The 25,140-nt window shown below is 69.2% G+C and carries 22 protein-coding genes; 12 read left to right on the top strand and 10 right to left on the bottom strand.

The window, feature by feature from the left end; all coding sequences use genetic code 11:
* Positions 1-37 precede the first annotated feature (37 nt).
* Positions 38-652 (top strand): molybdenum cofactor guanylyltransferase MobA, encoded by a 615-nt coding sequence (gene mobA, locus H566_RS0109115; protein WP_051378428.1) that lies wholly within the window; start codon positions 38-40, stop codon positions 650-652.
* A gap of 111 nt (positions 653-763) precedes the next feature.
* On the opposite strand, the gene H566_RS0109110 is transcribed toward mobA, so the two are convergent.
* Positions 764-1,957 carry a DUF3734 domain-containing protein gene (locus H566_RS0109110; protein ID WP_028311196.1) on the bottom strand — a complete coding sequence of 398 codons (1,194 nt, stop codon included), beginning with the start codon at positions 1,955-1,957 and terminating at the stop codon, positions 764-766.
* Between the two features lie 300 nt (positions 1,958-2,257).
* On the opposite strand from H566_RS0109110, the gene H566_RS0109105 reads away from it, so the two are divergent.
* Positions 2,258-2,548 (top strand): hypothetical protein, encoded by a 291-nt coding sequence (locus H566_RS0109105; RefSeq protein WP_028311195.1) that lies wholly within the window; start codon positions 2,258-2,260, stop codon positions 2,546-2,548.
* A 182-nt stretch (positions 2,549-2,730) separates the two neighbouring features.
* Here H566_RS0109105 and clpB read toward each other — a convergent pair whose 3' ends face one another.
* Positions 2,731-5,319 (bottom strand): ATP-dependent chaperone ClpB, encoded by a 2,589-nt coding sequence (clpB, locus tag H566_RS0109100; protein WP_028311194.1) that lies wholly within the window; start codon positions 5,317-5,319, stop codon positions 2,731-2,733.
* Between the two features lie 282 nt (positions 5,320-5,601).
* On the opposite strand from clpB, the gene H566_RS24005 reads away from it, so the two are divergent.
* The 8 genes from H566_RS24005 to H566_RS24000 all read left to right on the top strand — a co-directional run bounded on the left by H566_RS24005 (position 5,602) and on the right by H566_RS24000 (position 14,432).
* Positions 5,602-7,152, top strand: coding sequence for a methyl-accepting chemotaxis protein (locus H566_RS24005; protein ID WP_156924349.1), 1,551 nt, complete (start codon positions 5,602-5,604; stop codon positions 7,150-7,152).
* A 224-nt stretch (positions 7,153-7,376) separates the two neighbouring features.
* Positions 7,377-8,237, top strand: a complete 861-nt coding sequence (locus tag H566_RS0109090) for a PEP-CTERM sorting domain-containing protein (RefSeq protein ID WP_028311193.1) — start codon at positions 7,377-7,379, stop codon at positions 8,235-8,237.
* Between the two features lie 69 nt (positions 8,238-8,306).
* On the top strand, positions 8,307-8,840 hold the full coding sequence (locus H566_RS0109085) for a hypothetical protein (RefSeq protein WP_028311192.1): 534 nt from the start codon (positions 8,307-8,309) through the stop codon (positions 8,838-8,840).
* Positions 8,837-9,370: a hypothetical protein gene (locus tag H566_RS0109080; RefSeq protein ID WP_028311191.1), complete on the top strand. Its 534-nt coding sequence runs from the start codon at positions 8,837-8,839 to the stop codon at positions 9,368-9,370. Before H566_RS0109085 ends, H566_RS0109080 begins: the two co-directional genes overlap by 4 nt.
* A 105-nt stretch (positions 9,371-9,475) precedes the next feature.
* On the top strand, positions 9,476-10,015 hold the full coding sequence (locus tag H566_RS0109075) for a hypothetical protein (protein ID WP_028311190.1): 540 nt from the start codon (positions 9,476-9,478) through the stop codon (positions 10,013-10,015).
* A 152-nt stretch (positions 10,016-10,167) separates the two neighbouring features.
* Positions 10,168-12,672, top strand: a complete 2,505-nt coding sequence (locus H566_RS0109070) for an esterase-like activity of phytase family protein (protein ID WP_051378424.1) — start codon at positions 10,168-10,170, stop codon at positions 12,670-12,672.
* Between the two features lie 354 nt (positions 12,673-13,026).
* Positions 13,027-13,437 carry a DUF4398 domain-containing protein gene (locus H566_RS0109065; protein WP_051378422.1) on the top strand — a complete coding sequence of 137 codons (411 nt, stop codon included), beginning with the start codon at positions 13,027-13,029 and terminating at the stop codon, positions 13,435-13,437.
* A 20-nt stretch (positions 13,438-13,457) separates the two neighbouring features.
* The gene (locus tag H566_RS24000) at positions 13,458-14,432 is read left to right on the top strand and encodes an OmpA family protein (protein WP_245591313.1); all 975 of its coding nucleotides are present in this window, start codon (positions 13,458-13,460) and stop codon (positions 14,430-14,432) included.
* A gap of 185 nt (positions 14,433-14,617) precedes the next feature.
* Here the strand turns inward: H566_RS24000 and H566_RS0109055 are convergent, their stop codons facing one another.
* The 3 genes from H566_RS0109055 to ppk2 all read right to left on the bottom strand — a co-directional run bounded on the left by H566_RS0109055 (position 14,618) and on the right by ppk2 (position 18,082).
* Positions 14,618-16,225 carry a peptide chain release factor 3 gene (locus H566_RS0109055; RefSeq protein WP_028311187.1) on the bottom strand — a complete coding sequence of 536 codons (1,608 nt, stop codon included), beginning with the start codon at positions 16,223-16,225 and terminating at the stop codon, positions 14,618-14,620.
* A gap of 124 nt (positions 16,226-16,349) precedes the next feature.
* Positions 16,350-17,135, bottom strand: a complete 786-nt coding sequence (locus tag H566_RS0109050) for a hypothetical protein (protein ID WP_211238061.1) — start codon at positions 17,133-17,135, stop codon at positions 16,350-16,352.
* A gap of 17 nt (positions 17,136-17,152) precedes the next feature.
* Positions 17,153-18,082, bottom strand: a complete 930-nt coding sequence (ppk2, locus tag H566_RS0109045; protein ID WP_028311185.1) for a polyphosphate kinase 2 — start codon at positions 18,080-18,082, stop codon at positions 17,153-17,155.
* Positions 18,083-18,206: 124 nt separating this feature from the next.
* Here ppk2 and H566_RS0109040 point away from each other — a divergent pair, with 124 nt between their 5' ends.
* Both H566_RS0109040 and H566_RS27400 read left to right on the top strand, forming a co-directional pair.
* A complete protein-coding gene (locus H566_RS0109040; protein WP_028311184.1) occupies positions 18,207-20,189 on the top strand; it encodes a peptidase U32 family protein in 1,983 nt (660 codons plus the stop codon).
* On the top strand, positions 20,189-20,644 hold the full coding sequence (locus H566_RS27400) for a ribonuclease HepT family protein (protein WP_051378418.1): 456 nt from the start codon (positions 20,189-20,191) through the stop codon (positions 20,642-20,644). Before H566_RS0109040 ends, H566_RS27400 begins: the two co-directional genes overlap by 1 nt.
* Before the next feature lie 115 nt (positions 20,645-20,759).
* Here H566_RS27400 and H566_RS30360 read toward each other — a convergent pair whose 3' ends face one another.
* The 5 genes from H566_RS30360 to thrC all read right to left on the bottom strand — a co-directional run bounded on the left by H566_RS30360 (position 20,760) and on the right by thrC (position 25,127).
* A complete protein-coding gene (locus H566_RS30360) occupies positions 20,760-22,115 on the bottom strand; it encodes a vanadium-dependent haloperoxidase (protein WP_169732508.1) in 1,356 nt (451 codons plus the stop codon).
* 214 nt (positions 22,116-22,329) lie between these two features.
* Complete coding sequence (gene moaE, locus H566_RS0109025) at positions 22,330-22,791, bottom strand: molybdopterin synthase catalytic subunit MoaE (RefSeq protein ID WP_028311182.1); 462 nt, start codon at positions 22,789-22,791, stop codon at positions 22,330-22,332.
* A 71-nt stretch (positions 22,792-22,862) separates the two neighbouring features.
* Entirely contained in the window at positions 22,863-23,126 is a 264-nt protein-coding gene (locus H566_RS0109020; RefSeq protein WP_028311181.1) for a MoaD/ThiS family protein, read from the bottom strand.
* A 10-nt stretch (positions 23,127-23,136) separates the two neighbouring features.
* Positions 23,137-23,673 (bottom strand): molybdopterin-guanine dinucleotide biosynthesis protein B, encoded by a 537-nt coding sequence (mobB, locus tag H566_RS23990; RefSeq protein ID WP_034411010.1) that lies wholly within the window; start codon positions 23,671-23,673, stop codon positions 23,137-23,139.
* A gap of 5 nt (positions 23,674-23,678) precedes the next feature.
* The gene (gene thrC / locus H566_RS0109010; protein ID WP_028311180.1) at positions 23,679-25,127 is read right to left on the bottom strand and encodes a threonine synthase; all 1,449 of its coding nucleotides are present in this window, start codon (positions 25,125-25,127) and stop codon (positions 23,679-23,681) included.
* Between the last annotated feature and the right edge of the window lie 13 nt (positions 25,128-25,140).

Here is a 25,140-nt window from a genome sequence, read left to right as displayed (position 1 = left end):
ACTCCATGAATCCGAATCGATTATACGAAGCGGCCCGATGCCGCCCCGCACCATGACGCCCGCCGTTCGCGCCACACCGGCCCGTGCCGACATCACGGGACTGATCCTGGCCGGCGGGCGCGGCAGCCGCATGGGCGATGCCGACAAGGGGCTGATCGAACTGGCTGGCCGGCCGCTCGTGACGCTCGTGCTGGAGCGGCTGCTGCCGCAGGTGGACACGGTGATGATCAGCGCCAACCGCAATCTCGACCGGCATGCGGCCTCTGGCTGGCCGGTGCTGCGAGATCTGCGCGACGGCTATCCCGGCCCGCTTGCCGGCCTCGAAGCCGGGCTGCGCGCCGCCACCACGCCCTGGCTCGTGATGCTGCCCTGCGATGCGCCGTTCTTTCCGCTGGACCTCGTCGCCCGACTCGCGGCGCGCGCCGCCGAGACCGGCGCCCGGGTCGTCATGGCCGAATGCGGCGGCCACCGCGAGCCGGCCTTCATGCTCGTCGCGCGCGAACTCGCCGACAGCGTCGGCGCCGCGCTCGACGCCGACCAGCGCAAGCTGGGCGCCTGGGCCGCCACGCAAGGCGCGGCGCGGGCCGTGTTCGACGACGAATCGGCCTTCCGCAACCTCAATACGCCCGACGACCTCGCCGCCGCGGGCTGAACCGCATCGGGCCGATCACGATGCGTCAGCGCCAGACACGCGAACCCGACGGCTGGGGGCCGACCTCGCACCCGGATCCAAGCGAGGCCGCCAGGATTCGCACGAGGGCGTTCAGGCACGCCGGAAATCGTGCGCGACAAACTCCTGGCCCTCGGGCGGCAGTTGCAGCCAGTCGTCATGCGCAAGCGAAGCGCGGATGTCGTCGAGGCCGCTCTGCCAGTGGTCGCGCATCGTCAGCGGGCCGAACTCGTAGTCCTTCGACAGCCCTTCCCATTCCTTGCCCTGGTAGATCAGGTGGATGACGCCATAGCGCTTGCCGCAGGCGAGTTCGCGTGCCTGGCGACACCAGGCGTCGTTGTCGCAGGAACCCTCGGGCAGCCGCTCGATCACCTCGCGCAGGATGCGGCGGTAGTGCTGCTCGTTCGCGAACAGGTTGGTCACCATGCGGGTACGGCTCGAATACTGGATGTCCTTGACGCGCTCCTGCACGTCGAACACCGAATCGGGCAACACGCCGATCGCGCTCCACAGGTCGACCTGGAAGGCCAGCGTGTCGCGCCGGGGCCGTGCCCCCAGTACCTCCGACAGTGGCGTGTTCGACACCAGTCCGCCGTCCCAGTAGTACTCGCCGTCGATCTCCACCGCCGGAAAGGCCGGCGGCAGCGCGCCCGAGGCCATGAAATGCTCGGGCCGCAGCCGAGTGCGGCGATTGTCGAAGTAGGCGAAGTTGCCGGTGCGCACGTTCACCGCGCCGACCGACACGCGCATCGGCCCGTCGTTGATGCGGTCGAAATCGGCATGCGCCTCCAGCGTCGCCTTGAGCGCCGAGGTGTCGTAGTAGCTCGCGCCCGCCGTTCCCACCCGCATGCCGAGCGCCGCGAACGGCGGAAACCTCGGTGCGAAGAAGCCAGCCTGCCCTTCGCTCACTGCGCGCCAGGCCTCGAAGGCACTGAATAGCCGCCGCACCTCGCCGCCCAGCGGCTCGATGGCCGCATGGATTACCTCGGTGGTCGGCAGCGATACGGCGGGCCGGCAAATGCGGTTCCAGAAGTCGCGCAGACGCCGCACCCGCATTTCGGGTGGATTGCCCGCGATGATCGCGCTGTTGAGCGCGCCGATCGAAATGCCCGCGACCCAGTCGGGTTCGATGCCGGCCTCATCCAGCCCTTCGTAAACGCCGGCCTGATAGGAACCGAGCGCCCCGCCGCCTTGCAGCACCAGGCAGATCGTTTCCCACGGCAGTTGCCGGCGCACCGGGCGCACGACGAGTGTGGATAGCTGCTTTCGATCGTCATCACGGGGCATTCGCGCTTCCTTTGCGGAGAACCGGTTTTGCTTGGAACAGTGAAACTGCTGCGACGCACAAATGTTGCGCATTCGTCGGAGGGGAGCAAATCCGGCATATTCGGCCTCGCGGTATTTCGCATCACCATGCGGGATTTAATCGTTTTCATTATTCCGCGATAAGAAACCATCGCCTTGCGCTACAAATGCAAGCGAAAAATGACCTTCTGAAAGCAGAATCCGCTCCGTAGAGTCGGAGAGGCATAGTTGGCGCCAGTCACCCAGACCGCCGCCGGCTTGCCCAGTACCAGGAAATCAAAGATGGCCTATAGCGTCGAAATCAGACCGCCCGGCGCCGGTCCCTACTCACTGCTCAGGCTGTTCGACGATTACATGGACGCACACAGCGAAGGCATGTCCCAGAGCACCGGGTCATTTGTCGCGGGCTTCCAGGTGCGGCTGGTTTCGCCAGAACTCGCGGCCCACCATTTCGAGATGCGCACGCGCTATCAGGCGCTCCAGCCACCACCGGTCGGCGAATCGAAGCCGGTTTCCACTGATGTGCTTTTCGCGCATTACCGCCGCAATCTGGTGCGACGCGGCAGCCTCTGATCCAGTCGCGGCGCAGCAAGGGCTCATGAAAAACGCCTGCCGGTTCATCGCCGGCAGGCGTTTTTCCATTGCGGGCCACCGCACCTCTACGGTGCCGGCGGGTTGCGGACGACCGGCATCACGGGATGGCTCCGGATCGGGTCGTCGCCCGACGATGAGCGACGGTGCGATGCGCGGGCCGCTCAGTCGGCAAACACGAAATGGTCGCCTTCCACGCGCACCGGGATCGTGTCCTTCGGCACGAACTTCCCTTCGAGCACCAGCTTCGCGACCGGATTCTCGATCTGCTGCTGGATCGCCCGCTTGAGCGGCCGCGCGCCGAACACCGGATCGAAGCCCGCCTCGGCGATGCGCGCGAGCGCCTCGTCCGCCACATCCAGGCCCAGATCCATCTTGGCCAGCCGGGCCTCCAGCCGCTTGAGCTGGATGCGCGCGATCGCCTCGATGTTCTTCTGGTCGAGCCCGTGGAACACCACCACTTCGTCGATGCGGTTGAGGAACTCGGGCCGGAAGTGCTGCTTCACCTCCTGCCACACGAGGCCCTTCACACGCTCGTAGTCGGCGTCGGTGGCGGCGCCGCCTTCGGCCAGGATCATCTGCGAGCCGATGTTGCTGGTCATCACGATGACGGTGTTCTTGAAGTCCACCGTGCGGCCTTGGCCGTCGGTGAGCCGGCCGTCATCCAGCACCTGGAGCAGCACGTTGAACACGTCCGGATGCGCCTTCTCCACCTCGTCGAGCAGGATCACGCTGTAGGGCTTGCGCCGCACCGCCTCGGTCAGATAGCCGCCTTCCTCGTAGCCGACGTATCCGGGCGGCGCGCCGATCAGCCGCGCGACGCTGTGCTTCTCCATGAACTCGCTCATGTCGATGCGCAGCAGCGCTTCCTCGGTGTCGAACAGGAAGGTCGCGAGCGCCTTGCACAGCTCGGTCTTGCCCACGCCCGTCGGGCCCAGGAACAGGAAGGAGCCGTAAGGCTTGTTCTCGTCGGCGAGACCGGCGCGCGAGCGGCGGATCGCGTCGCTCACGAGCCGCACGGCCTCGTCCTGGCCCACGACGCGCTGATGCAGCACGTCTTCCATGCGCAGCAGCTTGTCGCGCTCGCCCTGCATCATCTTGCTGACCGGAATGCCGGTCGCGCGCGACACCACCTCGGCGATCTCGTCCGCGCCCACTTCCGTGCGCAGCAACTTGAATTCGCGCTTGTGGCCGTCGCCGGCCTCGGCCGCCTTGGCCTGCTTTTCGAGCGCGGGCAGCTTGCCGTACTGCAGCTCGGCCACCTTGTCGAACTTGCCCTCGCGCTGAAGCTTCGCGATCTCGGCCTTGACCTTCTCGACCTCCTCCTTCACCTGGGCGGAGCCCTGGACGCTCGACTTCTCGGCGGTCCAGATTTCCTCCAGATCGGCGTATTCCTTCTGCAGCCGCTCGATTTCGGTCTCGATCAGCTCCAGCCGCTTGATCGACGCCTCGTCCTTCTCGCGCTTGACTGCCTCGCGCTCGATCTTGAGCTGGATGAGCCGGCGGTCGAGCCGGTCCATCACCTCGGGCTTGGAGTCGATTTCCATCTTGATGCGCGACGCCGCCTCGTCGATCAGGTCGATCGCCTTGTCGGGCAGGAAGCGGTCGGTGATGTAGCGGTGGCTGAGTTCGGCCGCCGCGACGATGGCCGGGTCGGTGATCTCGACGCCGTGGTGGACCTCGTACTTCTCCTGGAGGCCACGCAGGATCGCGATCGTGCTTTCGACGCTCGGTTCATCGACCAGCACCTTCTGGAAGCGGCGTTCGAGCGCGGCGTCCTTCTCGATGTACTTGCGGTACTCGTCGAGCGTGGTCGCGCCGATGCAATGCAGCTCGCCGCGCGCGAGCGCCGGCTTGAGCATGTTGCCGGCGTCCATCGCGCCCTCGGCCTTGCCGGCGCCAACCATCGTGTGGATCTCGTCGATGAAGACGATGGTCTGGCCCTCGTCCTTGGCGATGTCGCTCAGCACGCTCTTCAGCCGCTCCTCGAACTCGCCGCGGTACTTGGCGCCCGCGAGCAGCAGCGCCATGTCGAGCACGAGCAGGCGCTTGTTCTTGAGCGATTCGGGCACCTCGCCGTTGACGATGCGCTGCGCGAGGCCCTCGACGATCGCCGTCTTGCCCACGCCCGGCTCGCCGATCAGCACCGGGTTGTTCTTGGTGCGGCGCTGGAGGATCTGGATCGCGCGGCGGATTTCATCGTCGCGGCCGATGACCGGATCGAGCTTGCCCTGGCGCGCGCGCTCGGTCAGGTCGAGCGTGTACTTCTTGAGCGCCTCGCGCTGGCCTTCGGCATCGGCGCTGCCGACGGCATCGCCGCCGCGCACCGCGTCGATCGCGGCTTCGAGCGCCTTGCGGCTCAGGCCGTTTTCCTTGGCGACGCGGCCCACTTCGGCCTTGGAGTCGGCCACGGCGAGCCAGAACATCTCGCTCGCGATGAACTGGTCGCCACGCTTGAGGGCCTCCTTCTCGGTGAGGTTGAGCAGGCCGGTCGTGTCGCGGCCGAGGCTGATCTCGCCGTTGGTGCCGCTCACGGCGGCGAGCCGGTCGATGGCCTGGTCGAGCGCCTTGGCGAGGCCGCCGACATTGACGCCCGCGCGCTGGAGCAGCGAGCGCGACGAGCCGTCCTGCTGGGCGAGCAGCGCGGCGGCGACGTGCACCGGCTCGATGTACTGGTTGTCGTGCTGGAGCGCGAGGCTCTGGGCGTCGCCGAGGGCTTCCTGGAACTTGGTGGTGAGCTTGTCGATGCGCATGGCTTGTCTTGGTCTGACCCGGTGAGTCTTCGATGGGCAGCAGATGCGGCCCGGGCGGGGTGTTTCAAGCCGTCATGCCGGCGCGGCCCGCCCGGACACGCCGGGCTTGCGCGCGGTCAAGCACCGTCGAACGCCATGCCGCAGCCCGCTTGCATGCGCGCGTGACGACCTCATGTCGGCCGTCCCGCGAAGTGAGCGCAGATTGCGCCGCTGCTCGCGGCCATGGCTTCGCGGACGCACGCGGACGATGGCGCCTTCCCGCTCGTCTGCCCGGACCATCCCATGCTCGACCGCCTCTCCATCTCCCGAAAGCTCGGCCTGCTGCTCGGCAGCTGCGGGCTCGCCCTCGTGTTCGTCTGCGGCGTTGGCATCAGCGCGCTTGACCGGCTCGATGTCGCCCAGCAGCAGATGCTCGCCGCCCTGCATCGCAGCGACGCCGTCGCCAGCCTGCGCCAGCAGGTGATGCAGCTGCGCCGCTTCGAGAAGGATCTGCAACTCGGCGCCGGCAACCCAGACCGCTTCGAGCCCTACCTGAAGAAATGGGATGACGCCGGCCAGCGCTTCGACGAACTCGCGCAGGACGGCGACCTCGCCGGCCTCGCGTCCGAGCACGCGCGGCGCCTTGCCGCCGCGCGCGCCGACGTGGCCGAGTACCGCCGGCTGTTCGCCCGCCTGCGTGACGACATCGCCAACGGTCGCGTATCCGACGCCGCGATCGCCGCCGATGCCGGTCTCGCCGCCAAGCCGGCGATTCATCGCGCCGAGGTTGCGCTCGACGAGATCCACCGCGACACGCTCGCCGCCTCGACTGCCTCGGTGGCCGGGCAGACCGCCTTCGCGGCGCGCATCCGCTGGACGCTGGCCGGTTGCGCGCTCGCGGCGCTCGCGGCCTTCGGCGTGCTGGGCGCGGTGATCGCCCGTTCGATCCGGCGACCGGTCGAGCAGGCCATCCGCATCGCCGAGGAAGTGGCGGACGGCAATCTCGCCCTCGCCATCCATGCCGAAGGTCGGCACGACGTGGCCCGGCTGCTCGGCGCGCTGCGCGACATGACGGCCGGCCTGCGCAGCCTGGTCGGCAACATCCAGGCCGGCGCGAACGAGATCGAGCATGCGGCAGGCGAAGTATCGGCAGGCAACCTCGACCTGTCGCAGCGCACCGAGCGCGCCTCGGGCAGCCTGCAACAGGCCAGTGCCTCGATCGAGCAGCTGGCACGCGCCGTGAACGGCAATGCCGACGGCACGCGCGAGGCACGCGGCGTCGCGGCCGACACCGCGCGCATGACCCATGACGCGAGTGCGGTGGTCGAGCGCGTGGCCACGACCATGGCCGACATCGCCGCCGCCTCGGGCCGCATCGGCGACATCGTCGCGACGATGGATGGCATCGCCTTCCAGACCAATCTGCTCGCGCTCAACGCGGCGGTCGAGGCCGCCCGTGCCGGCGAGCAGGGGCGCGGCTTTGCCGTCGTCGCGGCCGAGGTGCGCGGCCTTGCCAAGCGCGCCGCCGATTCCGCCGCCGAGATCCGCGCGCTGATCCGGGACTCGCTCGCGTGCATCGAGGGCGGGCATCGCACTGCCACCGAGGCGCGCGGCGCGATGGAGGCGGTCGGCCGCAGCATCGCGCGACTCGACGCACTGATGGGCGAGATCGCCGGCGCGACTGAGCATCAGAGCGGCGACCTCGGCGCCGTGTCGAGCGCGGTCGGCGCGCTCGACGGCATGACCCAGCAGAACTCGGCCCTCGTCGAGCAGACCGCCGCCGCCGCGCACAGCCTGACCGAGCAGGCGCGGGCGCTCGCCGCGCTGGTCGGCCGCTTCCGGCTTGCGACCTGAGTTACCGCCCGCGAGCGCCGCACGGCCGTCCATCGGCGGGCGCGGCTGTTGGCCTTGGACAATCCTCGTTACACAAGCGGTTCCCGCCTGATTCGGTGTTATTTCTCACGAAACAGGCGGGAAACCTGAGTCAGGACTGGTAAAAAACCTCGATTTCCCCCCGGTTCCATCGGATGTCGGCCGCGTCGGCATCCGCCAGCGATCACCGATCCCGGAGGAAACGAATGCCGTCCACCACCAGCCTGCGCGCCGTCGCCCTGCTCACGCTCGGCCTTGCGGGCCTCCCGGCCCATGCCAGCCTGCCGGCCGACCCGCTCTATGCCTTCGGCGCCGATGACTACGGCCTCGGCAACGTCTTCACCCGGCTCGGCGGCAGCAGCAGCGCCGTCGGCGATGGCAGCCTTGCCTTCAACGGCGGACTGACCTGGGGCGGCGGCAACTTCTACGCGATCGGCAACGACAGCCTCGGCAATTCCTGGCTCACGAGCTTCGGCGCCGGCGCGCCGAGCTCGATCTCGACGCCGATCGCCCTCGGCAGCGGATTTACCGGCGGCCTTGCCGCCAGCACCGGCGGGCTGTATGCGATCGGCTTCGACGGCGTCGGCGCCAGCACGCTCTACAGCGTGGGCGCCGGCGGCGCGAGCGCGGTCGGCAGCCTCGGCGCCGGCTACTACTCGGGCCTGACCTGGGGCGGCGGCGCCTTCTACGCCATCGGCAGCGACGACCTCGGCATCGCGCGCCGCGTCACCCGCATCGACCTCGGCGGCGGCACGCCCACCGCCACCACCCTGTTCGACCTCGGCGACGGCAGCCTCGCCTTCAATGGCGGGCTCGCCTGGGACGCGGCCCACGGTCGCTTCCTGGTGATCGGCAATGACGGCGTGGGGCCATCGGCGCTCTACAGCTTTGCCGGCTCGGGCGCGGCCAGCCTCGCCAACCTCGGCGGCATCGGCAACGGCTTCTACAACGCCGGCCTCGCGCTCGCCGCGCCGGTGCCCGAGCCGGGCGCGCTGCTGCTGGTGCTGGCCGGCCTGCCCGCCGTCGCCTTCGCCGTTTCCCGCCGTCGCGCACGCCGCGAGGGCTGATCCGCGCAGTCCATCCCACGCGCCGCCAAGGCCCATCCGCGCAGTCCGTCACGTCCCGAGGAAACCCGCATGCACACCCCGATCCCGCTCCGCCGGCTTGCCGCCGCCCTCGCCTTCGCCGGCCTCGCCGGCCCGGCCGCCGCCCAATACTCGACGCCGATGCGCGATGTCGAGAACCCCGATCGCGCTCCCTTCACGATGAGCGCCAGTGGCGGGCCGAGCTCGCCCTACGTCAACGGCTTCGTGCAGTTCGCCACGCCGCTCGGCTTCCGCTATTTCATCGACCAGGCGAGTCTGGTCTGCACCACGGCGTCGTCAACCGACCAGATAACGCTGGTCCAGCTCGCGACCTTGCAGAAGACCGGCGCCAACTTCCTGCAGTCCTCTTACATCACGCCGTTCATCATGACCCGCATCGGCCCGGCGCCCTTCGGCGGCTGGTACTGGACGGGCACGGCCCAGCTGCGCGCGTACTCCGATCCGAACATCTTCGACACGAATGGCGGCCGCAGCATCTTCTACAACATCTTCCACACCGAGGCTTCGAGCGCCACGAGCTGCTCCGGCACCATCGTCGGCCACACGCTCCCGCTGGCCCAATGAACCCGATTCGCTCACGTTCGGTCATCGCGCTGCTGATTCTGTCCGGCGTCATGGGCGAGACCGCCGGCGCGGCACCGCCGCCCGCCAGCGGCGAAGCCCCCAGGATCCAGGTGCAGGCGCTGCCGGCACCGCCCGCGCCGGTCGGCCGGGCGGCCTTGGCCGCCGCGCCATCCGCCACGCCGGCCGCCGCAACCTGCGCGGTCGTCCTGCCCGGTGGCGCCCGCATGCTCAACATCACCGCCCCCGGCCCGGTCGAGGGCGACCGGCCCGCGCCTGCCGCCATCCAGCCGCCCGCCTGTCCGCCGGCCAAGGCTCGCACCGACGACCGAGTCCCGGTCGTCACGCCCCCCGAAGGCGCCCGCGTCGAAACCCGCGTCGTCGGCGGACGCCGCGTGCAGCAGCTCAGCCTGATCGACGACACTCCCGCGCCCCTCGGCTCCGCACAGCCCGGCGGCCCGGTGCCCGAGGTGCGCCAGCTCCCCGATGGCCGCCAGATGCTCGTGCTCCCCGACCCCGGCGCCGGCCGCTGAGCCTGCCCGCGCCACCTCCCGACGACCGGGCAGATCCGGCCAGTCGGACGAGACCGTGCCCGAACCATCATCCGCGCTCGACCAAGATCAAGCAGGAGACTCCCGATGCGCTCCCTTCCCACCGCCCGCCGCGCGCTGACCATCGCGCTGCTGGTTGCCGGCTTCGGTACCGGACCGGCCGATGCCCAGGTCATCACCTACACCCGCGACGCCGACAACCCCGACCGCTTCCCCTTCATGCAGAGCAAGTCGGCGACGATCAGCACGAACACGGTCAACACCTTCATCCAGTTCGCCACGCCGACCGGCAAGCGCTACTTCATCGAGACGGTCACGCTCCAGTGCTCGACGCCCTCGGCTTCGGACAGCTTTCCGCAGATCTACCTGAGCGTGACGCAGAACACCGGTCCCAGCTCATCGACCGGCTATTCGCTCACGCCGCTCGCGCTCAGCTATCGCGGCCGCGAGACCTTCTCCAGCCGCTACATCTACAGCGGCAGCGCCACGCTCAACGGCGTATTCAGCGACCCGGTGTACTACGTGGCCGGCGGCGGCAACGGCATCTCGCTGAACGTCTATCACACCGACACCACCGTGCAGCCGAGCTGTACCGGCTTCATCTCGGGCCACGCCTTCCAGCCCTGACGGCGGCCGACGCGCGCCAGCGCGTCTAGCCCGACTTCCTGACAAGCAGATGGCGCCGGCCGCCACATGGCTGTCGCGTCACTTTCATTGCCGGGACATTGCCGCCTCCGACCCTTGTGATTTCCGTCACAAGATCATCAGGAGAACACCGCATGTCCCTGCACCGCCCGCGCCTGCTGCGGCTGACCACGATCGCCGCCCTCGTCGGCGCCTCCTTCGTGGCCGCCTGCTCCAGCGACGACGACAACAACAGCGTCGCCGACATCACCGAGCCCACGCTCGCCGCCCGCGCCGTCCTGCCCGCCGCGACCTTCGCCGACGGCCCGAAGTCGGCGCAGTACATCTCGGGCGACAGCAACGGCGCGACCGTGCCGTTCGCGCGCCAGCCGGTGCAGGGTTTCTCGGCCGTGCTGCCCGACCCGGACGGCGGCCTGCTCGTCATGGCCGACAACGGCTACGGCAGCATCGAGAACTCGGCCGACTTCAACCTGCGCGTGTACAAGGTCGATGCCGACTACAAGGAGAAGGCGGGCGGCAGCGGCAACGTGACGGTCAAGGGCTACATCGAACTCAAGGACCCGAATCGGAAGGTGCCCTGGGCGATCGTCAACCATTTCACGACCGACCGCGTGCTGACCGGCGCCGACTTCGACCTCGAATCCTTCCGCCGCGCCGCCGACGGCACGCTCTGGTTCGGCGATGAATTCGGCCCCTTCCTGATCCACACCGACGCCAACGGCGTCGTGCTCGACACCCCCATCGAGCTGCCCGACTTCGCCAACGCCGGCAAGAAGGTGCGCGCCGCGCAAAGCCCGCTCAATGAAGAAGGCACGCCGCTGCGCATCATGAACGCGGTGCGCGCCCACGCCTTCGCCCACGGCGCGACCCGCACGCCGGTGTTCTCGCCCTACTACGTCGAGCTGAAATACAACCGCAACAGCGTCCAGAGCGACCCCAACGCGCATTACGCGCGCGGCAACAATCCGCAGCCCGGCCTCACGCCCGCCACGTCCGAAATCCATGATGTCGCCTCGCTGCAGAACGGCGGCTACAAGGTCGTGACCTGGACCGTCAACGACAGCGCCCAGATGACCAAGCTGCTCAAGGCCGGCATCAACGGCATCATTTCCGACCGCCCCGACCTGCTCTACGCCGCCGTCGCCGCCTTCGACGCCAACAACGACGGCAAGGCCGGCGATTACCTGCTCGCCGACGGCCGCATCGACATCACGAAGTTCGACGCCCAGGGCCATCGCGGCGGCCGCAACCTGCGCCCCGAGAACACCCTGCCCGCCTGGGAAGTCGCGCTCGACAACCTCATGACCACCGTCGAGACCGACTCGGGCATCACGTCGGACGGCGTGTCGGTCATCAAGCACGACCCGTACATCGAATCGGGCAAGTGCCGCCGCGCCGACGGCGCCAGCTACACCTTCGCCGACGAAGTCCTCATCAAGGACCTGACCGCCGCGCAGATCCAGTCCACCTTCATCTGCGACAAGCTGTTCCGCGGCGCGAGCCAGGTGAACGACCGCGCGCTGTCGCCGGTGAGCGTGGCGCTCGCCGCGAGCAAGGGCTACATCGACCCCTATGTCGTGCCGCGCACCCAGGACCTGTTCGATCTGGTCACGGCCTACATCGCCTACTACGAGACCGGCGCCGGCAAGACGCATCCGCAGGCCGCCGTGCGCGTGGCCAACGCCAAGGTCGTGCGCTTCAACATCGAGACCAAGATCAATCCGCGCAGTGACCGCGACGCCCACGGCAAGGTCTACAAGGACCGCACCGTCGGCGTGCAGCAGATGGCCGACACGCTGGCGGGCCTGATCCTCGCCAACGGCATGGCCGACCGCGCCGACATCCAGAGCTTCGACTTCCGCACGCTCATCCGCGTGCAGGAGACGGCGCCGGCGATCCGCACCGTCTACCTGTTCGGCGACTTCCCGATCTACGGCGATCCGGCCAACACCGACGACGGCACCAACATGCAGGACGAGAGCGGCGCCAACACGCCGTGGATGGCCGGCCTGTTCTGGCCCTATCGCTCGACAGTCATGAGCAACCCGGTGCGCGCCCAGACCTCGGGCGGCTTCGAAGGCATGGCGATCAGCCCCGACGCCAGGACGCTCTACCCGCTGCTCGAAAAGCCGCTCGCCGGCGATGACGCCAAGACGCTGCTCATCAGCGAATTCGACCTCGCGTCCAAGAGCTACACGGGCAAGCAGTGGAAGTACAAGCTCGACGCCAAGGGCACGAACATCGGCGATTTCACGACCTTCAACGCGAGCGAAGGCATCGTGATCGAGCGCGACGGCTCGCAGGGCGACCTCAACGGCTTCAAGAAGCTGTTCCAGGTGAAGTTCGGCGCCGCCGGCGACTACGTGACCAAGACCGAGCTGGTCGATCTCATGAAGCTGCGCGATCCCAACAAGATCAGCGCCGGCGGCCTCGCGGGTGACGTGGGCCTCGGCGATCCGTTCGCGATGCCGTTCACGACGATCGAGGACATCCTCATCCTCGACAGCACGACGCTGCTGGTCATCAACGACAACAACTATCCGTTCAGCGTCGGCCGCCACGTCGGCGCCAAGAAGCCGGACGACAACGAGTTCATCAAGATCCGCCTGCCGCAAAGCAAGGCGCTCAAGCTGAACTGAACATGCTGACCGCGCGGGCCGGGCAGCCGGCCCGCCGCGCATGACGGCGACCGCGCCCTGGCGCGCGTGATCGCACCCAGGGGCGGACCTGCCACGGCGGGTCCGCCCTTTTCATTCCCGTCCGGCGCGGTGCCCGCCCGCGCCCGCCAGCATCACGTCCGCCGCGAGCACGCCGTCCTTGTAGGACAACGCCCGTCGCCGCCGGCCGCCCGCCTGCCGACACGCGAAACCGCCGCGCGCCGACCCGCCGTCGTCCCCGCCGACGACAGTCCCGCGCCGCGCCGGTGGCGACCATGTGCCCCGAGCCGATCCACCCCGGACCGGCGCTTTCTCGAAGAAGAAACGGAGTAGCCCATGGAAGCCTCTCGCACCCGCGCAGCCGCACCGCGCTCGCGCGTCGCCATGCTGTTCGGCGCCCTCGTCCTTGCTGGCGGCCTTGGCGCTTGCGCCAGTGTCCCGCCGCCGACTGCCCAGCTCGCCGTCGCCCGGTCGAGCATCGATCAGGCGAGCGCCCAGCCCATCACCGATCCGGAAGGCGCGACCGCGCTGGCCCGCGCCCGCGACGAGATCGCCGCCGCCAACCGCGCGCTCGACAAGGAAGACAACGTGACCGCGCGCCGCATGGCCGAGCTGGCCGATGCCGACGCCCGCCTCGCGATGGCCTCGGCGCGTGCTTCCAGCAGCCGCCAGGCCGTCGCCGACGTGCAGAAGTCGCTCGACGCGCTGCGCACTGAGATCAACCGCAGCGGCGCCGCCGCGCAATGACGGACCGAGGGAGAACCGACATGAAGACCACACCGCTCACCCTTTCCCGCGCTCCGTCGGCGCATGACCGCGCGCCCATGACGACCGGTCGCGCCTCCCGCCTCGTGCTGGCCGGCGGCGTCATCGCGCTGTCGCTGGCTTTTGCCGGCTGCGCCTCGACGCCCAAGCCCAATCCCGATCTCGACGCCGCGCGCCAGCAGGTGCAGATGGTCGAGAGCAATCCGTCCGCCCTCTCCTACGCGCCCAACGAACTGCGCGACGCCAAGGACGCATTGCGCCGCGCCGACACCGCCTGGAACGACGGCGACAAGGAAGAAACCGCCCACCTGAGCGAACTGGCCAGCCGCCGCGCCAAGGTGGCGATGGCGATCGCCCAGTCGCGCGCCGACGGCGAACAGCTGAAGAACGTGCAGGCCGAAACCGACCGCATCCGCCTCCAGGCGCGCCAGACCGAGGCCGAACGCGCGCGCGCCCAGGCCAGCGACGCCCAGATGCAGGCCCAGCAGGCGCAGATGCAGGCGCAGCAGGCTCAGGCCCAGGCCGAACGGCTGCGCAACGAACTGTCGAGCCTCCAGGCCCAGCAGTCCGATCGCGGCATGGTCGTGACCTTCGGCGACGTGCTGTTCGCGTTCAACAGCAGCACGCTCGCGCCGTCGGCCACGCCCAAGCTCGACAAGCTGGTCGAGTTCCTCAACGAGAACCCGCAACGCAAGATCTCGGTCGAGGGCTATACCGACTCGGTCGGCTCGGAGAACTACAACCAGCAGCTGTCGCTGCGCCGCGCCGAGGCGATCAAGCAGGCGCTGGTGCTCAAGGGCATCAGCCCGGATCGCGTGATGACCCAGGGCCTCGGCGAGAGCTATCCGGTCGCCGACAACGGCACGGCCGACGGCCGCGCGATGAACCGGCGCGTCGAGGTGGTGATCGGCGACGAGCAGGGCGGCGTGAAGTCGCGCAGCGCGGCGGCGCCGGCCCGGCAGGCGATGGGGCAGTAAGCGCGCCCGACCGCGAGTGCTGTCAGGAGCGGGCGCAGGCGGCGCCCGTATCGGGATTGCGCTTGCGGCGATCGGCAGCCGTTTCCCGCCGCACGACGCCGGGAAACGCTGCCGCTGAATTGACAACGCGGCCGGGCATGCCCGGCCGTTTGTTCGTCCACCGCCGGCAGCCTGCCGGCCCACGATCAGGCTTCCTTGTGGAACACCCGCCCGCCGTGCTCGCGCATCGCGTGAAAGCGGATCTGCGGCGCGCGTTCCATCGCGAGTTGCAGCTCGCTGTGATGCGCGGCCATGAAGGCCGGCGCGTCCACCACGTCCCAGGCCACGCGGAAGGCCTCGGTCTCGATGAACTTCTGCAGCACCGCGTCGTCGTCGCAGGTGATCCAGCGGGCGAGCTGGAAGCGCGTGTTTTCCAGCCGCGCCTCGACGCCGTATTCGCTCTTGAGACGGTGCAGCACCACTTCGAATTGCAGCTGGCCGATCGCGCCCAGCAGCAGCGAGCCGCCGGCATGCGGGCGGAACACCTGGATCGCGCCCTCCTCGCCGAGCTGCTGCAAGCCCTGGCGCAGCTGCTTGCTGCGCAGCGGGTCCTTGATCTCGACCGCGCGGAACGACTCCGGCGCGAAGAACGGCAGGCCGGTGAAGTTGAGCGCCTCGCCCTCGGTGAGCGTGTCGCCGAGCTGGAGCGTGCCGTGGTTCGGGATGCCGATGATGTCGCCCGCGACCGCCTGCTCGACCAGTTCGCGCCGCTGCGACATGAAGGTCACGACCGTCTGCGGCCGGATTTCCTTGCCCGAGCGGGTCACCTTGAGCTTCATGCCGCGCGAGAACTCGCCCGAACTCACGCGCACGAAGGCGATGCGGTCGCGGTGGGCCGGGTCCATGTTGGCCTGCACCTTGAACACCACGCCCGAGAACTTGGGCTCGACCGGCTGCACCTCGCGCTCCTGCGCGACGCGCGCGCCGGGCGGCGGCGCGAGCTGCACGAGCGCATCCAGCACCTCGCGCACGCCGAAATTGTTGACCGCCGAGCCGAAGAACAGCGGGCTCTGCTTGCCGTCGAGAAACTCCTGGCGGTCGAGCGGCGGGGTCGCGTCCTGGAGCAGGCCCAGCTCTTCCATCGCCTTGTCGTATTCGGCGCCGAAGCGCTCGGCCAGGGTGTCGCTGTGCAGGCCCTCGACCACTTCGTCGGCGTCATCGACGCGGTCGGCGCCGGCGCGGAACACGCGCATGCGGTCGTTCTGCACGTCCATCACGCCGCGGAAGAGCTTGCCCATGCCCACGGGCCAGGTCATCGGCACGAGGCTCATGCCCAGCGTCCGCTCGATCTCGTCGAGCAGGTCGAGCGGCTCCTTCACCTCGCGGTCCATCTTGTTGACGAAAGTGAGGATGGGCGTGTTGCGGCTGCGGCAGACCTTGAGCAGGCGCAGCGTCTGTTCTTCGACGCCGTTGGCGGCGTCCACCACCATCAGCGCCGCGTCCACGGCGGTGAGCACGCGGTAGGTGTCTTCGGAGAAGTCCTGGTGGCCCGGGGTGTCGAGCAGGTTGATGACGCAGTCGCGGTATTCCATCTGCATGACGGAAGACGCGACCGAGATGCCGCGCTGCTTCTCGATTTCCATCCAGTCGGAGGTGGCGTGGCGGCTGGCCTTGCGCGCCTTGACGCTGCCGGCGATCTGGATCGCGCCCGAGAACAGCAGGAGCTTTTCGGTGAGCGTGGTCTTGCCCGCGTCCGGGTGGGAAATGATCGCGAAGGTGCGACGGCGCTTGATTTCGTGAGTGAGGTCGGTCATGGGGCGCGAGTTTACCGGCGGGGGCGGAGCGGCTCCCGGGCACGGGCCTCGGGTGCGCGATCTTCCGGCCGCGACGCCGCTTGCCCGGTCACGCCGCCGGGCAGCGCCCGCCTCGCGCTACGGCTCACCACGGCAGGAAGGCGTCCGTCAGCACCCGCAGGCCGAGGCTCATCCAGCGGCCGTCCATGCGTTCGCCGAGGCGGGCGCCGCCGGTCACGTCCAGCTGCAGGCGCTCGGGCAGCAGCCACCAGCGCAGGCCCAGCTGGCCGAAGCCGCCGCTGCCACCCTGCCCGAAGCTCTCGGCGATGAGGAACAGCCGCTCGCCAAGCCGCGTCTCCGAGCCGATGCCCCAGGTGGCGCGGCCCTGCGCGGTCGCGCGCTCGCGCAGCACGCCGGCATTGAGGTGCAGCACGAAGTCGTCGCCCCGGAAGGCGAAACTCGCGGGCAGGTTGAAGTACACGTCGCCGAGCATCGCCCGGGCGCTGTCCACCGACGGATGGTTGAGGTTGCCGACCGCCACGCCCCAGCCCCAGCCGTCCGGTTCGAGCGGCCGGATGATGGTCTTGGCCTGGGCGACGACCTCGGTCTTGAGCGCGCCGGTCTCGTCGCGGCCGTGGGCACCACCGAGCGCGACTTCGACATCGAGCAGGTTGCAGGCCGGGAGCGCCCAGTACTCGCTGCTGCCACCCGACCGGCGCACCCAGCTTTCGACCTGGCAGGAGCGTGGATCGACCACGCGGGCGTCGTCGGTGATCATCGGCCGGGCTGCGCGGGCATCGCCACCCGCGAGCAGGCTGAAGGCGAGCGCGGCCGGCGCTGCAAAGCCTTGCAGCCTCGCGCCCATTCCCGGCCGGCCGCCTCGGTCGCTGCTGTCGGCCACGCCGGCGCGCGCGCCACGAACCGCTGGCATGCGCCCGCCCGCCGCGCTCAGAACACCTCCGGCACGATCATCGACGCCGGCACCGGCTGGCGCAGATAGTCCTCGTGCCGCACGCGCTCGGGCAGGACGATCTCCGGCCGCTCCACCTCGTGATAGTCGAACTGGCCGAGCAGATGGTGGATGCAGTTGAGCCGCGCCTTCTTCTTGTCCACCGCCTGCACCACCCACCATGGCGCCTCGGGGATGTGGGTGCGTTCCAGCATCTCCTCCTTGACCTTGGTGTAGTCCTCCCAGCGGCGCCGGCTTTCGAGGTCCATCGGGCTCAGCTTCCATTGCTTGAGCGGATCGTGGATGCGGCCGAGGAAGCGCAGTTCCTGTTCCTCGTCGGTGATCGAGAACCAGTACTTGATGAGCCTGATGCCCGAGCGCGCAAGCATCTTTTCGAACTCGGGCACGCTGCGGAAGAACTCCTCCACGTCGTCCTCCGAGCAGAAGCCCATCACCCGCTCGACGCCGGCGCGGTTGTACCAGCTGCGGTCGAACAGCACGATCTCGCCCGCCGCCGGCAGATGCGCCGCATAGCGCTGGAAGTACCACTGCGTGCGCTCGCGGTCGTTGGGCGCCGGCAGCGCCACCACGCGGCAGACGCGCGGATTGAGCCGCTGGGTGATGCGCTTGATGACGCCGCCCTTGCCCGCCGCGTCCCGGCCCTCGAACAGCACCACCACCTTCTGCCTCGTGTGCTGGACCCAGTCCTGGAGCTTGACCAGCTCGCCCTGGAGCCTGAACAGCTCGCGGAAGTAGCGGCGCCGATACTCCTTCTCGGCTTCGTCGGGCACGCGGGTGCCGCCCGCCGCGAGGTCGTCGATGGAACGGTCCTCCAGCTCCATCTCGAATTCCTCGTCGTAGCCGTCGGCGAGGTCGCGCTGGATGCGGCGGATGAGGTCGTGGTCGTCGGGCAGTTCGGGAAGAGTCATGGCGCGCCTGCTGGCTTGGGCAAAACGCGCAAGTTGCGGCGGCCGCGTGACCTCGGCGTGACGACGCGATGACGGCCGCCCACCGCTTACACTTGACGATTCCGCTCAAGCTTCATCCGCCGCCATGCCCCAGCCTCGCCCCGCCCTCGAACTGCTCTCGCCCGCGCGCGACGCCGATATCGCCATCGAGGCGGTGAACCACGGCGCCGACGCGGTCTACATCGGCGGGCCGGCCTTCGGCGCGCGCTCGACCGCCGACAATTCCGTGGCCGACATCGCGCGCGCGGCGGCGCATGCCCACCGCTACGGCGCGCGCGTGTTCACCACGCTCAACACCATCCTCCACGACAGCGAGCTGGAGCCGGCGCGCAAGCTCGTGCACGAGCTGTACGACGCCGGCGTCGATGCGCTGATCGTGCAGGACATGGGCCTGCTGGAGCTGGACCTGCCGCCCATCCAGATCCACGCCAGCACGCAATGCGACATCCGCACCGTCGAGAAGGCGAAGTTCCTTGGCGACGCGGGCTTCTCGCAGATCGTGCTCGCGCGCGAACTCACGCTCGACGAGGTGCGCGCCTGCGCCGAGGCGACTGACGCGGTCATCGAGTTCTTCGTGCATGGCGCGCTGTGCGTGGCCTTCAGCGGCCAGTGCTACATCAGCCACGCCCAGACCGGCCGCAGCGCCAACCGCGGCGACTGCTCCCAGGCCTGCCGCCTGCCCTACACGCTCACCGACGCCAATGGCGCGGTCGTCGCCTACGACAAGCACCTGCTGTCGATGAAGGACAACGACCAGAGCGCCAACCTCGCGGCGCTGGTCGATGCCGGCGTGCGCAGCTTCAAGATCGAAGGCCGCTACAAGGACATGGCCTACGTCAAGAACATCACCGCGCACTACCGGCTGCTGCTCGACGAGATTCTCGAACAGCGCCCGGAGCTGCACCGCGAGTCGTCGGGAAGCTGCACGTACACGTTCCGCCCCGAGCCGGAAAAGACCTTCAACCGCGGCACGACCGACTACTTCGTGAATGGCCGCCAGGGCGACATCGGCGCCTTCGACGCGCCGGGCCATGTGGGCCTGCCGCTCGGCACGGTGGTCAAGCTCGGACCGACCTGGTTCGACATCGAGACGACCGAGCCGCTGCGCAACGGCGACGGCCTGAGCTGGATCGACCGCAAGCGCGACGTGGCCGGCGTGCGCGCCGACAAGGTCGAGAAGCTCGCCGCGCCAAGCGACGACCGCCAGTTCTGGCGCGTGCACACCAACCAGCCGACGCCCGAACTCAAGGATCTGAAGCTCGGCCTCGCGATCTCGCGCAACCGCGACACCGGCTTCGAGGCCGCGCTCGCGAAGAAGTCGGCCGAGCGCCGCATCGGCCTGTGGGCGCGGCTGTCAGACAGCGCCGACGGCCTCGCGCTCACCCTCACCGACGAGGACGGCCACGAAGCCACCGCCACGCTCGCCGTCGAGAAGCAGCCGCCGCAGGACGCCGCCCGCGCCGAACAGGCGCTGCGCGACGGCCTCGGCAAGCTGGGCGCGACGATCTTCGAGGCGCATGACATCGCGCTCGCGACCGCGCGGCCGTGGTTCGTGCCGGCGTCGGCCGTCAACGCGCTGCGCCGCGACGCCATCGAGAAGCTGGAGGCGGCGCGCCTCGCCGCGTATGCGCGCCCGCCGCGCAAGGCGCCGGTCGAGCCGCCCGTGCCCTACCCCGAAACCTCGCTGAGCTATCTCGCCAACGTCTACAACGAGAAGGCGCGCGCCTTCTATGCGAGGCACGGCGTGAGCCTGATCGACGCCGCCTACGAGGCGCACGAGGAGGCGGGCGAAGTGTCGCTGATGATCACCAAGCACTGCCTGCGCTTCAGCTTCAACCTCTGCCCCAAGCAGGCCAAGGGCGTGACCGGCGTGCAGGGCCAGGTGAAGGCCGAGCCGATGACGCTCATGAACGGCGACGAGAAGCTCACGCTGCGCTTCGACTGCAAGCCCTGCGAGATGCATGTGGTCGGCCGCATGAAGAAGCACATCTTCAAAGCGCCACCGCCGAGCACGGTCGAGATCGCGGAGGTGAAGTTCCACCCGCGCCGGCCGAAGGTGCAGGCGTGATGGCCGCTCTGCCCGATAGCGACGGCAACCGCGACGGCGCGCGGGGCGACGGCGCATCGGCCGCCGGCGCGTCCGGCGCCGGCCGGCTGCCAGACCTGCTCTCGGCCGCCCAGCTCGGCATCTTCGACGACGCAGGCGCCGTCATCCTGAGCTTCTCCTACGAGAACGATCCCGACGCCTTCTTCGCCTCGCGCATCGCGCGGCGCGAGGTCGAGGCCCGGCTCGCGACGATGGCCGATGCCGCGCGCCGCCTGCCGCCCGGCCTGCGTGCCGAGCTGGAAAAGGTGGACTGGGACGCCTGGTGGTCGCTCGGCGAAACCCTCGCGAGCCGCGCCGATGACGATGCCGCCCGCATTGAGTTGTGGAAGGCGATCAAGACGCTGGTGCCGGAAAGCCTGCTCTGGCTGCGGCGCTACAAGGTCGCGCGGCCCGAGCTGTTCGCGCTACGCGGCTGACTGACCGCTCCGCGGATGCGTAGGCGCCGCGGCACCGTGCCGGCACTGCCGCGCCGCCGCACCACGCCCGCCCCGCCGCTCCGCCACGACACGCCCGCCCTGCTGCGCCCCCGACTCACAGCGCCCTGAGCTTCGCCGCCATCGTCGCGTCGCCGACCTTGTTGCCGAGGTCGAGGCCGAGCGTGGTCGCGAGCCGGAAGTGGTAGCCGATGTACACGCGCGAAATCGCGTTCTCCTCGGCCGCGTCGGTGAAGCTCGCGAAGTGGCGCTTCTTGCTGGTGTCGTTGGCGGTCTGGCTGCTCTGGTCGAAGGCGATGTCGTTGGCCATGAACACGGTCTTGAGCACATGCGCCGCCGCGCCACCGGCCGCCGCGTGGAAGGACACATAGTCCGGATGCGCGGGTGTGACCGGGTCGTAAGGGAGCCAGTTCGACACCGTCACCGGCGAGCTGCCGCCCGTCATCGCCGCATTGCGGATGGCCGTGACCGGGCGCCAGAACTTGTAGGTGTACTTGACGAGCGAGGCGGCTGTGAAGGCGTCGGCCTGGGCCATGTTGAGCAGCGCGTAGAGCCGCAACTGCTCCAGCCCGCCGAGGCCCCGCGCGGTCGCGATCTCGCGCGCCATGCGGTTCCAGCTCTGCGACGCGGATTCGCGCCAGAACTGAGCGAGTTCGGACTGGTCGGCCGTGCGCACCTTGGGTGGCGTGGCGTTGTCGCAGGCGGGGATGCCGATGCTCGGCAGGCGGCCGTAGCACATGACTTCCGCCATCTCGCGCTGGAAGTAGTCGCCGTCGAGGGCGGTGTAGTACTCGGGCGCGGGCACCATGTAGTCGCTGACGGAGGCGACGGCAAAGGGCTTGACGGCGCCCCAGGCCGAATAGGCGGCGGGGGCGTAGTAGGTAGGCGTCGGGATGTAGGCGCCAGCGGCGGGCGGGATGCCGTTGGTGATCGCGTCGGTGCTCAGGCTGACGTCGGCGGATTCGGCGCCGTCGCCGGTGCGCGCGGCGATGATGCCGGCCGCCGCCTGCTCACCGAGCGCAATGCCGGCGGTGACCGCCGGACCGGCCGTGAGCGCGGCGATCTGCGACGAGTACCAGCTTTCGATGCGGGCGGTCTGGCCGGTCGTGGTCGCGAGCAGCGCCTTGCGCGCGGCGGCAGCGACGGCGGCGGCCACGTCGGCGCTCGCGTTGACGGCGAGCACGGACTGGTAAGGCTGATAGCGGCGATCGACCGCGTCGGCGGCGTCGTACATGGCGATGTAGACGATCGACAGCAGCCGCGATTCGGCGCGGCCGGCCAGGCGGCCGCTGGTGTCGAGCGAGGCGTAGGCGTCGATGGTGTCGGCGACGAAGGCCGCCGCCGAATTCGCCTTGCCCGCTGCCAGTGGGGCGGCGGCACTGCCGCCAGAATCGCCGCTGCTGCTACCACCACCGCCACAGCCGGTCAGAACGGCCAGCACTGTGAGCAGCAAGCCGCCTGCGGCGGCCAACGGTAGACCTCGTTGCATGGTTGCCTTTCTTGCGAGCACGCCGCCGGCTGCGCGGCGAAGGCCGCGGGCGGGTCGGACGACGTTCAGCCCGCCAGGAGGCGGCAATACCCCTCCGCCCGGGGCGGATGCTTCCATGCGGAATACGTCACAAACACACTCTTACGGGCGGTTGCGGAACGCCCGAAAAGAAGGCAACTCAGCTCGCCCAGCGGTCGGCGGCGCTGTCGTCGCTGTCGCGCGCCTCGACCCAGCGTTCGCCGTCGGGCGTGCGTTCCTTCTTCCAGAACGGCGCGCGGGTCTTCAGGTAGTCCATGACGAATTCGCAGGCAGCGAAGGCTTCGCCGCGATGCGCGCTGGTCACGGCCACGAGCACGATCTGGTCGGTCGGCCGCAACGGGCCGACGCGGTGGATGACGAGGATGTCGAGCAGGTCCCAGCGCCCGCGCGCCTCGGCGCAGATGGCTTCGAGCGACTTCTCGGTCATGCCGGGGTAGTGCTCCAGCACGAGTTCGCGCACCTCGCCATCACCGAGGTCGGGATTGGCGTCGCGCACCGTGCCAAGAAAGGTGGCGACGGCGCCGACGCACGGATCGCCGGCACGCAGCGCGGCGATCTCGGCGCCGAGGTCGAAGTCTTCGGTCTGGACGCGGACGGGCATGGCGGGCTTTCGGGCGGGTGGGGATCGCGGAGCGGGCCTGGTTCGCGGTGGCGCGCCGCGCTGGCCGGCTTTCAGCCGCCGGTCACGGGCGGGAAGAAGGCCACCTCGGCACCGTCGCGCAGCGGGGTGTCAGGCGTGGCCATGGTCTGGTCGACCGCCGCCTTGACGCGGCGCGCGGCCGGGCTGGCGTCGCCGAAGCGCTCGGCCCAGGCACCGCCGCGCGCGGCAAGTTCGGCGCGCAGGTCGGCGAGCGTGGCGGCGGTGGTGTCGAGCGTCTCGTCGGCGCGGTCGAGCGCGTCGCGCAGCGCGGCGAAGTAGAGGATGCGGATCTTCATCGCGACTCCTTCAGCGCCCGCCGCCGAGCCGCGCATGCGCCTCGATCGTCACGTCGAGCGCGTGCTTCGTGGCAAAGGTGGCGATGGCCTCGATGTCGGACAGCAGCAGCAGCGGCAGCGCGCAGCCGGCGGGCGGCGGGCCGTCGTAGGCAACGCCCACGATGCTGTCGTCCTCCGGAAAGCGCACCGGCTTGCCGACCTCCTCGCGCCACACCTCCAGCTTGGGCATCGGCGCGCGCTTGTAGCCCTCGACGATCACGATGTCCACCGGCGCCATGCGCGCGAGCTGGGCTTCGAGCGGCGGCTCGGCCTCGTCGCGCAGCTCGTGCATCAGCACCCAGCGATGGTCTCCGGCGAGCAGCACCTCGTGCGCGCCGGCCTCGCGGATGCGGTGGCTGTCCTTGCCCGGCTTGTCAATATCGAAGTTGTGGTGCGTGTGCTTGATGACCGACACGCTCAGGCCGCGCGCCACGAGCGCCGGCAGCAGCCGCTCGATGAGCGTCGTCTTGCCCGAGCCCGACCAGCCGGTGATGCCGAAGACCTTCACGGCGCTCAGCCCGCGTGCTTGACGATGTAGGCCTTGACGGCCTCGACATCGTTGGCGATCACGTCGGAGCGCTGCGGCAGGCTTTCGAGGTTCTCGAAGCCGGCCGGACGCGGCGCCGGACGGCCGAGCGCTTCCTCGATCGTCTCGGTGAACTTGGCGGGCAGCGCAGTTTCGAGCACCACCATCGGGATGCCCGGCTCCAGCTGCTCGCGCGCGGCCTTGATGCCGTCGGCCGTGTGCGTGTCCACCACGACGCCGTAGCGCGCGTCGATGTCGCGGATCGTGGCGAGGCGGTCGGCATGCGACGAGCGGCCCGACGCAAAGCCGAACTTCGTCGCAACCAGCGCGCGCTTGTCGGCGTCGAGCGTGAAGCTGCCTTCGGAATCGATCTTCAGCCAGGTCGCGCGGAAGGCGGCGACGTCGCGGTCGAATAGGTCGAACACGAAGCGCTCGAAGTTGCTCGCCTTGCTGATGTCCATCGACGGCGAGGTCGTGTGGTAGGTCTCGACGCTCTTGCGCGGGCGGTAGCTGCCGGTGCGAAAGAACTCGTCGAGCACGTCGTTCTCGTTCGTCGCGCACACCAGCTTGGCGATCGGCAGGCCCATCTGGCGCGCGATGTGACCGGCGCAGATGTTGCCGAAGTTGCCCGACGGCACGGTGAAGCTCACGCGCTCGTCGTTCGACGAGGTGGCCTCGAAGTAGCCCTTGAAGTAGTACACGACCTGGGCCACGACGCGCGCCCAGTTGATCGAGTTGACCGTGCCGATCGCCCACTTGGCCTTGAACGCGATGTCGTTCGACACGGCCTTGACGATGTCCTGCGCGTCGTCGAACACGCCTTCTACCGCGAGGTTGAAGATGTTCGGGTCTTGCAGGCTGAACATCTGGGCGGTCTGGAAGGCGCTCATCTTGCCCTTGGGCGAGAGCATGAACACCTTCACGCCCTTGCGGCCGCGCATCGCGTATTCGGCGGCCGAACCGGTGTCGCCGGAGGTGGCGCCGAGGATGTTCAGGTGCATGCCGGTCCTGGCCAGCGCGTACTCGAACAGCGCGCCGAGCAACTGCATCGCCATGTCCTTGAACGCGAGCGTCGGGCCGTTCGACAGCGCGAGGAGCGACAGCCTGGTGCCGCCCTCCTCGCCCAGCACGCGCAGCGGCGTGATGTCGGCGGCGTTCTCGCCGTCGCGCACGTTGCGGTAGACCTCGGCCGTGTAGACCTTGCGCGTGATCGCGCGCAGGTCGTCGGCGGGGATGTCGTCGGCGAAGCGGCTCAGGATCTCGAAGGCGAGGTCGGCATAGCTCAGGCCGCGCCAGCGCGCGAGATCGTCGGCGGACACCTGCGGATAGGTGAGCGGCAGGTAGAGGCCGCCATCGTCGGCCAGGCCCGCGAGCAGGATGTCGAGGAAGGACTTGGGCGCGTCATGCGCGGCGCCGCGGGTGCTGAAGTACTTCATGGCGGTGTCGGGA

Source organism: Derxia gummosa DSM 723, assembly GCF_000482785.1.
Lineage (GTDB): Bacteria > Pseudomonadota > Gammaproteobacteria > Burkholderiales > Burkholderiaceae_E > Derxia > Derxia gummosa.
This window is presented reverse-complemented; position numbering and strand designations above follow the sequence as displayed.

Bases quoted from the DNA above. Each gene is read 5' to 3' on its own strand.
- H566_RS27400 (WP_051378418.1), top strand. From the start codon at position 20,189: ATGGCCGCTCTGCCCGATAGCGACGGCAACCGCGACGGCGCGCGGGGC.
- H566_RS24000 (WP_245591313.1), top strand. From the start codon at position 13,458: ATGAAGACCACACCGCTCACCCTTTCCCGCGCTCCGTCGGCGCATGAC.
- H566_RS0109055 (WP_028311187.1), bottom strand. From the start codon at position 16,225: ATGACCGACCTCACTCACGAAATCAAGCGCCGTCGCACCTTCGCGATC.
- H566_RS0109080 (WP_028311191.1), top strand. From the start codon at position 8,837: ATGAACCCGATTCGCTCACGTTCGGTCATCGCGCTGCTGATTCTGTCC.
- H566_RS0109110 (WP_028311196.1), bottom strand. From the start codon at position 1,957: ATGCCCCGTGATGACGATCGAAAGCAGCTATCCACACTCGTCGTGCGC.
- H566_RS0109065 (WP_051378422.1), top strand. From the start codon at position 13,027: ATGGAAGCCTCTCGCACCCGCGCAGCCGCACCGCGCTCGCGCGTCGCC.
- clpB (WP_028311194.1), bottom strand. From the start codon at position 5,319: ATGCGCATCGACAAGCTCACCACCAAGTTCCAGGAAGCCCTCGGCGAC.
- moaE (WP_028311182.1), bottom strand. From the start codon at position 22,791: ATGCCCGTCCGCGTCCAGACCGAAGACTTCGACCTCGGCGCCGAGATC.
- H566_RS0109090 (WP_028311193.1), top strand. From the start codon at position 7,377: ATGCCGTCCACCACCAGCCTGCGCGCCGTCGCCCTGCTCACGCTCGGC.
- H566_RS0109085 (WP_028311192.1), top strand. From the start codon at position 8,307: ATGCACACCCCGATCCCGCTCCGCCGGCTTGCCGCCGCCCTCGCCTTC.
- ppk2 (WP_028311185.1), bottom strand. From the start codon at position 18,082: ATGACTCTTCCCGAACTGCCCGACGACCACGACCTCATCCGCCGCATC.
- mobA (WP_051378428.1), top strand. From the start codon at position 38: ATGCCGCCCCGCACCATGACGCCCGCCGTTCGCGCCACACCGGCCCGT.
- H566_RS0109050 (WP_211238061.1), bottom strand. From the start codon at position 17,135: ATGCCAGCGGTTCGTGGCGCGCGCGCCGGCGTGGCCGACAGCAGCGAC.
- H566_RS0109020 (WP_028311181.1), bottom strand. From the start codon at position 23,126: ATGAAGATCCGCATCCTCTACTTCGCCGCGCTGCGCGACGCGCTCGAC.
- H566_RS24005 (WP_156924349.1), top strand. From the start codon at position 5,602: ATGCTCGACCGCCTCTCCATCTCCCGAAAGCTCGGCCTGCTGCTCGGC.
- H566_RS0109070 (WP_051378424.1), top strand. From the start codon at position 10,168: ATGTCCCTGCACCGCCCGCGCCTGCTGCGGCTGACCACGATCGCCGCC.
- H566_RS0109105 (WP_028311195.1), top strand. From the start codon at position 2,258: ATGGCCTATAGCGTCGAAATCAGACCGCCCGGCGCCGGTCCCTACTCA.
- thrC (WP_028311180.1), bottom strand. From the start codon at position 25,127: ATGAAGTACTTCAGCACCCGCGGCGCCGCGCATGACGCGCCCAAGTCC.
- H566_RS0109075 (WP_028311190.1), top strand. From the start codon at position 9,476: ATGCGCTCCCTTCCCACCGCCCGCCGCGCGCTGACCATCGCGCTGCTG.
- H566_RS0109040 (WP_028311184.1), top strand. From the start codon at position 18,207: ATGCCCCAGCCTCGCCCCGCCCTCGAACTGCTCTCGCCCGCGCGCGAC.